Annotated in this window: 9 protein-coding genes; 3 read left to right on the plus strand and 6 right to left on the minus strand. The window is 47.4% G+C overall.

Translation table 11 applies throughout. The features are described 5' to 3' along the window. Window position 1 precedes the first annotated feature (1 nt). Complete coding sequence (gene dnaE, locus ICN10_RS01405) at window positions 2-3,619, minus strand: DNA polymerase III subunit alpha (RefSeq protein ID WP_216211653.1); 3,618 nt, start codon at window positions 3,617-3,619, stop codon at window positions 2-4. Window positions 3,620-3,622: 3 nt separating this feature from the next. Here dnaE and gluQRS point away from each other — a divergent pair, with 3 nt between their 5' ends. After that, entirely contained in the window at window positions 3,623-4,573 is a 951-nt protein-coding gene (gene gluQRS, locus ICN10_RS01410; RefSeq protein WP_216211656.1) for a tRNA glutamyl-Q(34) synthetase GluQRS, read from the plus strand. A 61-nt stretch (window positions 4,574-4,634) separates the two neighbouring features. Here gluQRS and ICN10_RS01415 read toward each other — a convergent pair whose 3' ends face one another. The 3 genes from ICN10_RS01415 to ICN10_RS01425 form a co-directional block, all read right to left on the minus strand. Further along, a complete protein-coding gene (locus ICN10_RS01415) occupies window positions 4,635-6,110 on the minus strand; it encodes a DEAD/DEAH box helicase (RefSeq protein ID WP_216211659.1) in 1,476 nt (491 codons plus the stop codon). Between the two features lie 6 nt (window positions 6,111-6,116). After that, window positions 6,117-6,521, minus strand: a complete 405-nt coding sequence (locus ICN10_RS01420) for a heme-binding protein (protein WP_216215096.1) — start codon at window positions 6,519-6,521, stop codon at window positions 6,117-6,119. Window positions 6,522-6,669: 148 nt separating this feature from the next. Beyond that, window positions 6,670-7,854 (minus strand): alanine--glyoxylate aminotransferase family protein, encoded by a 1,185-nt coding sequence (locus tag ICN10_RS01425; protein WP_216211661.1) that lies wholly within the window; start codon window positions 7,852-7,854, stop codon window positions 6,670-6,672. Between the two features lie 206 nt (window positions 7,855-8,060). Here ICN10_RS01425 and ICN10_RS01430 point away from each other — a divergent pair, with 206 nt between their 5' ends. Further along, window positions 8,061-8,756, plus strand: a complete 696-nt coding sequence (locus tag ICN10_RS01430; protein ID WP_216211664.1) for a GntR family transcriptional regulator — start codon at window positions 8,061-8,063, stop codon at window positions 8,754-8,756. After that, the gene (locus ICN10_RS01435; RefSeq protein WP_216211668.1) at window positions 8,753-11,839 is read left to right on the plus strand and encodes an FAD-binding and (Fe-S)-binding domain-containing protein; all 3,087 of its coding nucleotides are present in this window, start codon (window positions 8,753-8,755) and stop codon (window positions 11,837-11,839) included. Before ICN10_RS01430 ends, ICN10_RS01435 begins: the two co-directional genes overlap by 4 nt. Before the next feature lie 34 nt (window positions 11,840-11,873). Here ICN10_RS01435 and ICN10_RS01440 read toward each other — a convergent pair whose 3' ends face one another. Both ICN10_RS01440 and ICN10_RS01445 read right to left on the minus strand, forming a co-directional pair. Further along, window positions 11,874-12,245, minus strand: a complete 372-nt coding sequence (locus ICN10_RS01440) for an AzlD domain-containing protein (protein WP_255536778.1) — start codon at window positions 12,243-12,245, stop codon at window positions 11,874-11,876. Beyond that, window positions 12,242-13,027: an AzlC family ABC transporter permease gene (locus tag ICN10_RS01445; RefSeq protein WP_216211673.1), complete on the minus strand. Its 786-nt coding sequence runs from the start codon at window positions 13,025-13,027 to the stop codon at window positions 12,242-12,244. Before ICN10_RS01445 ends, ICN10_RS01440 begins: the two co-directional genes overlap by 4 nt. Between the last annotated feature and the right edge of the window lie 11 nt (window positions 13,028-13,038).

Below are 13,038 nucleotides of genomic sequence, written 5' to 3' on the forward strand. Positions count from 1 at the left end.
CTTAGTGGTACTGAACTTGTACAGGATCTTTTTGCTTGGATGCCAAGATTTGGTTCAAGCTATGTAAGCAAGCATCATCTGGATAGATGCGCAGCTCTTCCGGGAACTGCATTAAACAGGCGCCGCCGCTAGTTGTCACTGCAGCAGTCAACATTAAACCCTTCATGCCATCATTTGAGCCTGGCGCAGCTGGAGCAGCTGCTCCTAACTTAGGATCTCTGACACGATTCGCCATCAAGTAAGGATTGATTTGGCTGCGGAGCATCTTGATATCAATAGCGTTATCAATACATACGTGAACGTTACGAGCAAAGCGCATACGTGCGCCAGTGATATCCATCACCGCCTCAGAAACAATACGCATACCACCTGAGAACTTATCGGGAGTCACATTCACTTTAGCGACCAAGAGCTCATCTTCCTTGAGCCATGAGCGATTAGGCTCATACACTTCGCTATACAAAGTGACTTCCAGGGCCGCAGTGCCATCATCAATTGTCGCAATCATCATACGGCCGCGCTGGCCAGTCAACATCCGTGCTGAAGTGATAATGCCAGCGATCAGCTGATCTTTACCTTCGGCAACTTTTGATAAAGGTTGGCGAATGAAGTGAGAGGTCTCGTCACGATAGGCATCAAACATATGACCCGTTAAACAAAGTCCTAAAGCATTCTTCTCTTCTTGCAGACGTTTCTTTTCAGACCAAACAGGCTCGCGTACCAACTCTGGTAGATGGCGATTTTCCTCACCAGCGACTTCAAACAAGCTCACTTGATGAATAGAAGCCTCAGCTTGCTCGGCAGCTTCAATCGCTCTCGCTAAAGAAGCAAGCAAGGTTGAGCGAATGTCGTACAGATTGCCACCTGCAGGAACGGAGTCGCGATACAGACTATCAAATGCACCAGCACGCATTAAGGCTTCAATTGCACGGCGATTAACTTGTCTGCGGTCTACACGAGCACAGAAATCAAACAGATCCTTAAATGGCCCGCCAGTTTCTCGCGCTTTAACAATGGATTCAATTGCAGCCTCGCCAGTACCACGCACCGCACCCAGGCCATAACGGACATGGCTAATTGGGGAGTCTGGGGCTGCATCAGGCGCACGCAATGGCGTGAACTCATAAACACCGGTATTAATGTCTGGCGAGAACACTCGAATGTTATTCACCAAGCAATCGTCGTACAGAATCTTCACCTTATCGGTGTCATCCATTGCGAGCGATAAGTTGGCCGCCATAAATTCTGCGGGGTAATAGGCTTTGAGCCAAGCGGTTTGATATGCCAAGAGTGCGTAAGCGGCAGCGTGGGACTTATTAAATCCGTAGCCCGCAAAACGTTCCATCAAGTCATAGATTTCATTGGCTTTGCCTTCGGAGATACCGCCAGCTTTTGCGCCATCACTAAAGATCTTGCGATGCTGCGCCATTTCTTCAGGCTTTTTCTTACCCATCGCACGGCGCAACATATCAGCGCCACCCAATGAGTAGCCGCCAATCATCTGCGCCATCTGCATCACCTGCTCTTGGTAGACCATGATGCCGTAGGTCTCACGCAGAACTGGTTCAATTCGTGGATCGGGATATTCGACTTTTTGGCGACCGTGTTTACGCTCAATAAAGTCTGGGATCAAATCCATAGGACCTGGGCGATACAAAGCCACCAAGGCAATAATGTCTTCAAAGCGGTCGGGCTTAGCCTCACGAAGCATGCCTTGCATGCCGCGACTTTCTAGCTGGAACACCGCTACCGTATTAGCGCGCTTGAGAACATCAAATGCTTTTTCATCATCAAGCGCTATCTCGCCGATATTCCAATCTCTGCGATCAGCGTGCAAAGTTTTAATCCAGCGCTCTGCTGCCGCCAAGATGGTGAGCGTTGTTAAGCCTAAGAAGTCAAACTTCACCAAGCCGATCGCTTCTACGTCATCTTTATCAAACTGACTAATGACGGAGCTACTATCTTGATCTTTGCTTTCTTGGGTGTAGAGAGGGCAGAAATCGGTGAGGCGTCCTGGGGCGATCAATACACCACCCGCATGCATACCGACGTTACGAGTCATACCTTCTAACTGCTGCGCCAAGGAAAGCAATTGACGTACTTCATCTTCATTCTTCTCGCGTTCGGCTAATTGCTTCTCTTCTTTCTTCGCCATTTCAATGGTCATGTACTGACCTGGCTTATTCGGTACCAGCTTAGCAATGCCATCGACGAAGTTATAACCTTGCTCAAGTACGCGACCCACGTCACGAATCGCCGCTCTGGCAGCCATCGTTCCAAAAGTAGCAATCTGACTTACCGCATCTTTGCCGTACTTATCTTTTACGTACTGGATCACACGGTCACGACCGTGTTGGCAGAAGTCAATATCGAAGTCGGGCATGGATACCCGCTCTGGATTGAGGAAGCGCTCAAAAAGTAAGTTGTAACGTAGTGGATCCAAATCGGTAATGCCGAGTGAGTAGGCCACTAAAGAGCCCGCACCAGATCCACGACCTGGCCCTACTGGCACACCATTGTTCTTGGCCCAGTTAATAAAGTCCGCCACGATTAAGAAGTAGCCTGGGAAACCCATCTGAGCAATCGTTTTCACTTCAAATACGAGACGCTCTTGGTAGCGCGCCATTTCTTTTTCACGCTCTTCCACATCCGGGAAGTTGCGTTCCATATGGCGCTTCAGACCGACCTCGGATTGTTGCAATAAATAATCTTCTAAAGTAATTCCAGGCGGTATTGGAAAATCTGGCAAGCGTGGCTGACCCAACACTAGAGAGAGATTGCAACGCTTTGCAATTTCAACAGAGTTTGCAATTGCTGCAGGCAAATCTGCGAAACGTTTTTCCATCTCTTCTTGGGTTAAGAAGTACTGCTCTTCATTAAACTTTTTGGTGCGACGTGGATTGCCAAGCAATTCGCCTTCAGCAATACAAACACGGGCTTCATGCGCCGTAAAGTCACTTCTCTGCATGAACTGCACTGGGTGGGTTGCCACTACCGGTAAATCGAGTTCACTTGCTAAATGACAGGCTAGTTGCAGTTGCTTCTCGTCCTGTGGATTGCCGCCGCGCTGAACCTCAATATAAAAAGATTTTGGGAACAGCTTTTCATAACGTCTCGCAACAATCTTCGCTTGATCTTCTTGACCAGCTAACAATGCTGTTCCTACTTCACCCATGCGCGCGCCAGAGAGCGCAATCAATCCATAAGATAAGGTTCGCTTGGCTTTTTTATCTTCAGCTTTAGCAGCAGGCTCACTAAACCAAGCGGAATCCACTTCAGCACGACCACGTGATTGGTTATCTAAGGAAGCTCTACTGAGCAACTCACATAGATTGAGATAACCAGAATGGTTTTGAACTAAGAGCAATAAACGATGGGGTTGGTCTGGATCCGCAGGATTGCTGATCCAAACGTCGGCACCAGCAATGGGCTTAATACCGCCAGAGCGAGCGGCCGTATAAAAACGCACCAAACCAAATAAATTACTTAAATCTGTGATGGCTAGAGCGCCCATCTCGTCTTTGACAGCGGCGGCGACCGCATCATCAATGCGAACGACTCCATCCGTAATCGAAAACTCGGAATGGACGCGGAGATGTACAAAACGGGGTAAAGCCATGAGATGATTTTAGCTGTGTCGACACCTAAAAACCTTCCATCCCCAGCCGGCGGCTATCGCGGGCGATTTGCCCCTTCCCCTACCGGCCCATTGCACGCAGGATCCCTGGTTGCCGCCCTCGGAAGCTGGCTAGATGCCCGTAAAAATGGGGGTAAATGGCTGCTCAGAATCGAGGATTTAGACACACCTCGCTGCATCCCCGAAGCAACCCAGCAAATACAGTCCCAATTGCTCGCCTGTGGGCTTTCCTGGGATGAGGAGATCATCCATCAATCCCAGCGCCAAGAGGCTTACCAGAGGGCTTTAGAGCGCTTAAATGACTTGGAATGCCTGTATGCCTGTACTTGCTCCAGACAGGCCATTGCCAATACCCTAGCCAGCCTCGGAATAGAAACCCCCCGCAATCAAGAAATGGTCTATCCCGGCACTTGCCGACCTGCTGATTTAATGGGCAACCCGATTGAAGCTTTTAAGGATTCTAAAAAGGCTTGGCGCATTGCCCTCCCCCAAAATTGCCATATTGAATTTGAGGATTTAGCACTAGGACACCAAAGCCAAAATCTCAATCAGGAAGTGGGCGATTTTGTACTACGCAGAAGCGATGGATTATTTACCTACCAGCTAGCTGTTGTAGTTGATGATGCCGAACAAAGCATCACCCATATCGTGCGTGGCGAAGATTTGTTGAGTAATACCGCAAGACAAATTTACCTACAAAAGGTATTGGGATATCAAAGGCCGGAGTATTTACATCTACCTTTGGTACTTGATGAGCATGGTGAAAAGCTCAGCAAACAAACTCTAGCGACGCAAATCAATACGCAAGATGAAAAACACTCGCTGATGGAGTTACGTAAAGCAGCAAAGCATTTGGGATTGAAAAACTTGCCTGATAGCGAGAACACTACGCTTGCAGAGTGGCTGTTAGCAGCCACTCATGCATGGAAAAACTAAAGAACTTAGTCTTTCTTTTTTTATTTCTTGTTTCTTTAATTCTTACTTTTGTTTCTTACTTTTATTTCTTTTTAAAGCCACCCAGCAAAGCGCCAACAGCTGGCTTAGCAGGAGTAATGCCAACTTTTTTCTCTTCTGGCTTTGCTGCATCTGTAGCAGATGCAGGCGCTGTTGATGGCTCGTAAGGCTTGTAGAAGAAAGGGTCAGACATTTTGGCGGGTGCGCTGCCGTAGCGACTAGAGCCACTAGATCCACTAGAGGATGGGCGACTTTGTGACGGCTCACCAGCTGGTAAAGGCTGCACATCCAACTTGCGCTTCATCAACTTTTCAATATCGTCGAGCAAGCGCTTTTCACTAGCATCAACTAAGGCAATCGCATCACCCTTACTGCCAGCGCGACCAGTACGACCGATACGGTGAATAAAGTCCTCTGCGTTGTATGGCAGTTCGTGATTAATCACGCAAGGCATATCCGGAATATCTAAACCACGAGCAGCTACGTCAGTCGCCACTAAAGCTTCGATGGCGCCAGACTTAAATGCATCCAAAGTTAAAGTACGTTCACCTTGACTCTTATCGCCATGAATCGCGCCTGCTTTAATACCATCACGCTCTAAGGCGCGTGATAACTTTGCGCAGCCTAAACGACTATTGGTAAAGATGATGCATTGACGTGATAAGCCTGCACGTGTGCGTGCTTCAAGCACCTTCACAATTGCGCGTTGCTTATCTGCAGAGGAAACCATGTGTACTACTTGCTTAACCGTATCGGCAGCAGCATTTTGACGTGCCACCTCAACCGTCACTGGAGTACGCAAATAGCTTTGTGCCAGCTTTTTGATTTCTGGGGAGAAAGTCGCTGAGAACAATAAGGTCTGTCTTTGCGCCGGAATCAAATCAATGATGCGTTGTAGGTCTGGCAAGAAGCCCATGTCGAGCATGCGGTCGGCTTCGTCCAAAACCAATATCTCTACCTGGGAGAGGTTGGCCACTTTTGAACCAATGTGATCAAGCAAACGACCAGGTGTGGCAATCAGGATCTCTACGCCATTGCGCAAAATACCTACTTGCTCTTTCATGTCCACACCGCCGTAGACCACTGCAGCGCGTAAATCAGTGTGCTTTGAATAGTTCGCAGCGTTTTCAGCCACTTGCACGGCCAACTCACGGGTTGGCGTGAGAACCAATGCACGAATTGGATGACGTGCTGGTGACGCGCTATTGCTAGCGTGACGCAAAATCTTTTGAATGATCGGCAATACAAAGGCGGCCGTCTTACCGGTACCGGTTTGCGCAGCACCCATGAGGTCGCTCCCCGCTAAGACGTGCGGAATCGATTGCGCTTGAATCGGAGTCGGAGTGTTGTAGCCCTGCTCCAGAACCGCTTTTTGAATTTTCGGATCTAAACCAAAGTCAGCAAAAGTGATTGTTGCCGGAGGTGAAGCAGTGGCAGCAGTGTCAGTGTTAGTAACACTAGGGGTAGCGGCTTCGCTAACCCCTGTAGAAGAATTTATTTCAGTAGCAGTATTTGTCAAGGTAACTTACATAATGGCGGCAATGCCGGCCTTAGCGGTCTCAGCATCTTCCGCAGATTTAACGCCGGAAACGCCGACTGCGCCGATGGTAAACCCGTTTACCTCGATATTGACGCCACCTTCTAACATGCCTGATACGTGCGGGGCAGATAAGAAAGCATGGCGACCGTTATTAATAATTTCTTCGTAAACACGAGTCTCGCGTTTACCCATTGCAGCTGTACGCGCTTTTTCTTGCGCGATATAAGAAGACAAAGGAGCGCAACCATCACGACGAATTAAACCCAACATATGACCACCGTCGTCACAAACAGCAATCGTTACCGCCCAATTATTTGCAGTAGCGTGTTTGTCTGCTGCGTCCAAAATCTTTTGAACATCAGCTTGAGTTAAATAAGGTTTAGTAGCCAACATGATTAATCTTTCTTTGTCTCGAATATGTTTTATATGATGAAAGTGCTATCTATACAGAGCACCTGAATTATAAGGGGTGTAGCCCGACTCCCGTCTAGAAGTCTTGCTACACCCTGTCTCCACCCAACTAATTGATTATTTAAGGCTATTTGAGAAATTCTTGGGCGGCAACTACACCGCTGGCCTTGGGTTTAAAGCCCATGGAGCCCAAACTCATCTCTACACCACTTAAAGCAGCCATCAAGCTCAATTCATTGCAATCGCCCAAATGGCCGATACGGAATGCCTTGCCTTTGATCTTGCCTAAACCAGTACCCAATGACAGATTGAATTTCTCAAGAGCATGTTTACGCAATACATCCGCATCCATACCTTCTGGTGTTGCAATACAAGTAAGCACTGGTGAATAGCAATCTTTGTCTTGACACTGAATTTCTAAGCCCCAAGCTTTTACTGCCTCACGACAAGCTGCAGCTAAACGCTGATGACGTGCAAAGATCGTATCCAATCCCTCGGCCATCATCATATCCATTGCTTCATGCAAACCGTACATCAAATTGGTGCTCGGAGTTGTTGGCCAGTAACCTGTTTTATTAGATTCCAGGATTTCATCCCAAGCCCAATATGCTTTGTGCATTTTGTTAGTTTTGCTTACTTCGATAGCGCGTGGTGACAAAGCATTAAAGCCAATGCCTGGTGGCAACATCAAGCCTTTTTGTGAGCCAGAAATGGTGACGTCAGCGCCCCACTTGTCATGCTCATAATCCGCTGAACCCAAGCCAGATACGCTGTCCACGAGCAATAAGGCTGGATGCTTCAGAGAATCAATCGCTTTACGCACTGCTGCGATGTTTGATGTCACACCAGTAGAAGTTTCGTTGTGTACTACGCAAACCGCTTTGATCTCATGACCAGTGTCTTTGCGTAAACGCTCTTCAATAACAGAAGCATCTACACCCCAACGCCAAGAATCTTGTCCAGCTTTACCAACCACTTCTACGTCCAAACCAAGGCGCTTACCAAGCGCGCGCCACAAGTTAGCAAACTGACCAGTTTCATAGAACAACACTTTGTCGCCAGGACTAAGCACGTTTACCAAAGCACCTTCCCAAGAACCAGTTCCAGAAGCGGAATAAATAATCACAGGCTGCTCAGTTTTGAAAATCTTTTTGGTGTTTTCTAAAACCTTCAGACCGAAGGCGCCAAACTCAGGGCCACGATGGTCGATGGTTTGATAGCTGATGGCACGCAGTACGCGTGGAGGAACAGGACTAGGGCCAGGAATATGTAAAAAGTGGCGTCCTGATGCGTGGTTATCAAGTTTCAACATGCTTTGTCTCACTTATGGGTGTGTTTATGGGTGTTATTTCTGGTGCTAGTGTATGACAATTTTTGCCAATTTTTCATTTTGTATACAAATTATTTGAAATAATTCCTTAAATAAACCTAAAAATAGGCATTTAAAGCCTGTATTTATGCTTTATGATAGCTTATTGTTAATTTTGTATACAAATATAGGGTTTAGGGGATTCCAGCATGGCAACCATAGAACAGCCCAATTCTCAGAATTTGCACGAGGCCACCTTTCAAAAGCTCAGATCACTCTTGGTCGAAGGCAAGATCGCGCCCGGCAGCAAACTCAATGAACGTGAATTGGCTGAGAGCCTCAATGTATCTCGCACCCCTATTCGCGAAGCAATTCGTCGCTTAGCTGCAGATGGTTTGGTTGAACTTATCGCCAATCGTGGCGCCATTGCCGTACAACTCAGTCTTGAGGATGTGATTCACACTTTTGATGTGATTGCTGATCTCGAAGGATTCTCTGGCGAGTTGGCTGCTAACAATATTAGCGATGCCACCCTCTCTGAATTAGAAGCCCTCCAATATGAAATGATGGCTTCGTATGCGCGTCGTGATTTATCGAGTTACTACAAACTCAATCTGCGTATTCATCACCTGATTAATCAAGCTGCCAATAATCCAGTGCTCTCTAGACTCTTCACGCAAGTCAATGCCCGCATCGAAGCCCTACGCTTTCGCTCCAACCAAGATGGCGTGAAATGGGAAAAGGCAGTTGAAGAACACCAAGAGATGCTCGATGCCCTCAAAGCCAGAGATGCTGCACGGATGCGCAAGATCATGATCCAGCACGTACAAAACAAACGCGATGTTGTAGTGCAGTTACTGAAATCAGAAGCAGCAATTAAAGATGTGGAGACAAGCAAGTCATGAATAAGCCTCTAGACCTCAAAGAACTCATGGTGGATCAAGCTGAGCTAGCCAAGCGCTTGCGTCAAGAGACTTCTGGCGAAGTCATGACTGATAGCGCGAGTCGTGGACGCTATGCAACGGATGCCTCTATCTATCAAGCCATGCCAGTGGCTGTTTTTGTGCCAAAGACTGCACAAGATATTGCCAACGCCATTCAGATTGCTGCTGAACTGGGTGTGCCTGTGCTGCCTCGTGGTGGCGGTACTAGCCAATGCGGTCAAACCACTGGTGCAGCACTGGTTATTGATAACACCAAATATTTCAGAAACGTTTTAGATCTCAATCTTGATAAAGGTTATGTTGAAGTTGAGCCAGGCATCGTGCTTGATCATCTCAATGGCTCTTTAAAGCAACATGGCCTCTGGTATCCAGTTGACGTTTCCACCGCTGGTCAAGCAACCATTGGCGGCATGGCAGGCAATAACTCCTGCGGCAGTCGCTCCATTGCTTACGGCAATATGGTGCATAACGTTTTAGGTATTGATGCGTGGCTAGCGGATGGTCAAGTAGCGCAGTTTGGTAACTACGCCAACAGTTCGGGCGCTGCAAAAGAGCTGGGTGATTTTGTAAAAAACCTAGCCCATACCCTCACCCCGGAGATTGAGGCGCATTTTCCAAAAGTATTAAGACGGGTAGCGGGATATAACCTCGATATCTTCAACCCCCAAAGTGAATTGCCTTACACCCAAGACGGTAGCGTCAACCTAGCCCATTTGTTAGTAGGCAGCGAAGGTACCCTCGCTTATTACAAGTCGCTCAAACTCAAACTTGCGCCATTGCTACAACACAAAGTACTCGGCATTGTGAACTTTGCTAGCTTTTATAAGGCCATGGATAGCGCTCAGCATATTGTGAAGCTCGGCCCTACTGCTGTTGAGCTGGTGGATCGCACCATGATTGATTTGGCACGCAGCAACCCAAGCTTTAAGAAAACCATTGAAACAGCCTTAGTTGATCACACCGCTAAAACGCCTGAAGCCATTTTATTAGTGGAGTTTTCTGGTGAAGCGCATGCGCCACTATTAGATAAGCTCAAAGCTTTACAGGAACTCATGAGCGATCTGGGCTTGCCAGGTTCTGTAGTGACTATGCCTGATGCATCTCTGCAAAAGAATTTGTGGGAAGTACGTAAAGCCGGTCTGAATATCATGATGAGCCTTAAAGGCGATGGTAAGCCAGTGAGCTTTATTGAAGACTGTGCCGTGCCTCTCGAGAGTTTGGCGGATTACACCCAAGCACTCACTGAAGTATTTTCTAAATATGGTTCACGCGGCACTTGGTATGCCCACGCATCCGTAGGCACATTGCACGTACGCCCTATTTTGGATATGCGCAGAGACGGCGCCCAGAAAATGCGTGCTGTTGCTGAAGAAGCATCGGCCTTAGTACGTAAATACAAAGGCGCTTATAGCGGTGAGCATGGTGATGGTCTGTGCCGTGGTGAGTGGATCTCTTGGCAGTTTGGCCCGAAGATCACTGAAGCCCTCGCAGAAATCAAATACGCGTTCGATCCAAAGGGATTATTTAATCCAGGCAAGATTGTTAACCCACCAAAGATGGATGACTCCATCAACTTTAGATTTCCACCAAGCTATAAAGTCATTCCACTGCAACCTGCACTGGATTGGTCGGCCTGGAACGTACAAAACGATCCTGTCACAGAAGAAACTACAGCACCAGGCACTGGTGGTGACCCAGCGATGGGTTTAGCTAAAGCAGTGGAGATGTGCAATAACAATGGTCACTGCCGTAAGTTTGATGCTGAAGTCATGTGTCCTAGTTATCGCGTTACCCGTGATGAGAAACATCTGACACGCGGCAGAGCAAATACCCTGCGTCTTGCACTATCTAATCAACTCGACCTGAAAAGCGGAACATCTCCCGAATCTTCACCATTAGCTAGTGATGCCATTAAAGAAGTTATGGAGCTTTGCGTGAGCTGTAAGGCTTGCCGCCGTGAATGCCCTACTGGTGTTGACATGGCCAAGATGAAGATTGAGTTCCTCTCTGCTTACAAGAAGCGTGTAGGTCACTCTCTCAGAGATCTGGCAGTTGCCCATCTTCCTAAATACGCCAGCACGATTAGCGCTATCCCACTGTTACCAACTCTTTTGAACTTACGTAATCACATTGCGCCGATTGCTAAGCTACAAGAATGGATCATGGGCATCTCTGCGCAAAGAAGTCTGCCAATTTGGAAGAGCAAGACCTTCTGGAATCAAAAGACAAAAGATTCTTATCAATACACTCCAGAACAACTGGCGAGCAATACTGATGGCAAGGGTGTTGTGCTGTTAGCCGATACATTTAACGCCTACTTTGAAGATGAAAATCTCCAGGCAGCATTAAAGGTGCTCAAGGCTGCGGGCTATCGTGTGCATATCCCGAATAAGAATCAAAACGAAAGTCAAAGCCAAACTAATAAAGCCAATAGCTGCTCCAAAGAGTTTTGCTGTGGCAGAACCTATTTAGCTGCAGGCATGGTTGATAAGGCCAAGGAAACACTTGGTGAATTGGTTGATCATCTTGCGCCTTATGCTGATAAACACATTCCGATTATTGGTTTAGAGCCTTCTTGCTTGTTTACCTTGAAAGATGAAGCATTGGTGATGGGTTTTGGTGAGCGCGCAGTGAGCGTTTCTAAGCAAGCGCAATTACTCGAAGAATTCTTAGCAAGCGAAGCTAAGGCTGGCAAGCTCAACCTGAACCTCAAAGCAGCAGATAAGTCCGTGCTCTTTCATGGTCACTGTCATCAGAAGTCTTTTGCCGCTGTTACTCCCGCTATGGAATTACTCAAACTCATTCCGAATGCAGAACCTAAGCTGATTGAATCATCTTGCTGCGGTATGGCTGGTAGCTTTGGTTATGAAGCAGAGCACATTGAAGTGTCTAAGCAAATGGCTGAAGCAAGCCTATTGCCTAGCATTCGGAAGTCACCAGATAGTTGGGTAGTGGCTGACGGCACAAGCTGTCGCCATCAAATTGCGGATGGCACTCAACGAGAAGCTGTGCATATCGCCAGAATTTTGGCGGCGCATCTATAAAAACAAAAAAGATGGGCTGGCGTTATTTGGGTAGTTAACGAATCACGCCGTAACCCACCATCAACAAGGTTCCAGTCAATAAGGCTGGAACCAATCGTTTTGTGGGTTTAGAGATCATCACGCCAATTGCCAAGGCGCATATCAGAACACGTATCCATAGAGGTACGGTTGCCATGAGACCAAGCGGCATCACAATCAAGCGTACTGTGAGTGCAGCAACCATCGCGTAGGTCACTGCAGCTAACCAGCGAAAGATCTCGCTATCTTGATTAATGCTCTGCGACAGAAACACACCAATAGCACGGCAGAAGTAAGTTCCTAGGCACGCGCCAACCAAGGCAATCCATAGACCCCAACCCGTCAGTGCATCACTCATGTGACTTAAAGCGTCCATCGCTTCATTCATCCAATCACCCCTGCTTTTTTACGCAAGAACTTACGATCGATAAAGTAAGCCATGGTGCCTGCAACCAAACCAGCCGTTAACAAACTGGTATCGCGATCAATGATGAAAAAGATCGGACCAAAGATACATCCCAGTAAAAGCGCAATGCGATTAATCCAAGGCTTTACTTCGGTAAAGGTGAGCAAGAAGAACAATGGGTTAATAAACACCAAACCCAAAGTAACTGGCTTTGGCACCATGCCAGCTAAGTAGTAACCTAAGACAGTTCCAGGTACAGAGATCAACCAGCACAATAAACCTAGACCTACAAAGTAACTGAGGCGGTGCTTAATCTCAATCGCATGAAACTCCCGCATCGAGATAGCCCATGCTGTCATCGCCAGTAAATGGACGGAAGCATAGAGACTACGATTGCGATCTTTTTGATGAAACTGCGGAAAGAGTGTCACCGTCATGGTGATAAAGCGTGTTGAGGTTAGCGTAACTGCTAAAGCGATCGCTAAAACAGATGATCCTGTAATCGCCATCTCGAGCAAAACAACCTGCCCTGGTAAGGCGAACATAAAAAATGAAGTAAAGGTCGTGAACCAAACATCAAAGCCATTGGTTTTGCCCATCGCTCCAAAGCCAACCATGCCAGCAAAGAGCACCATTGCGGGCGCACCAGCTGCATCCCGAATGCCGGACCAAAAGGCGTGACTTGGATTTTTAAAGCGCTGTACCGCAGCCTCTTCTAGCGCGGTTTCGCTAGGATCAATGTAAGGCTGGTCGTTAGATGACATGGAGCAATTGT

Origin of the sequence: Polynucleobacter sp. 86C-FISCH (assembly GCF_018882415.1) — a bacterium.
In the GTDB taxonomy this organism is placed as follows: domain Bacteria; phylum Pseudomonadota; class Gammaproteobacteria; order Burkholderiales; family Burkholderiaceae; genus Polynucleobacter.

What these genes read in the sequence shown, in the direction of transcription:
- ICN10_RS01435 (WP_216211668.1), top strand. Translation starts at nt 8,753, where the DNA reads ATGAATAAGCCTCTAGACCTCAAAGAACTCATGGTGGATCAAGCTGAG.
- dnaE (WP_216211653.1), bottom strand. Translation starts at nt 3,619, where the DNA reads ATGGCTTTACCCCGTTTTGTACATCTCCGCGTCCATTCCGAGTTTTCG.
- ICN10_RS01425 (WP_216211661.1), bottom strand. Translation starts at nt 7,854, where the DNA reads ATGTTGAAACTTGATAACCACGCATCAGGACGCCACTTTTTACATATT.
- ICN10_RS01440 (WP_255536778.1), bottom strand. Translation starts at nt 12,245, where the DNA reads ATGAATGAAGCGATGGACGCTTTAAGTCACATGAGTGATGCACTGACG.
- gluQRS (WP_216211656.1), top strand. Translation starts at nt 3,623, where the DNA reads ATGATTTTAGCTGTGTCGACACCTAAAAACCTTCCATCCCCAGCCGGC.
- ICN10_RS01430 (WP_216211664.1), top strand. Translation starts at nt 8,061, where the DNA reads ATGGCAACCATAGAACAGCCCAATTCTCAGAATTTGCACGAGGCCACC.
- ICN10_RS01445 (WP_216211673.1), bottom strand. Translation starts at nt 13,027, where the DNA reads ATGTCATCTAACGACCAGCCTTACATTGATCCTAGCGAAACCGCGCTA.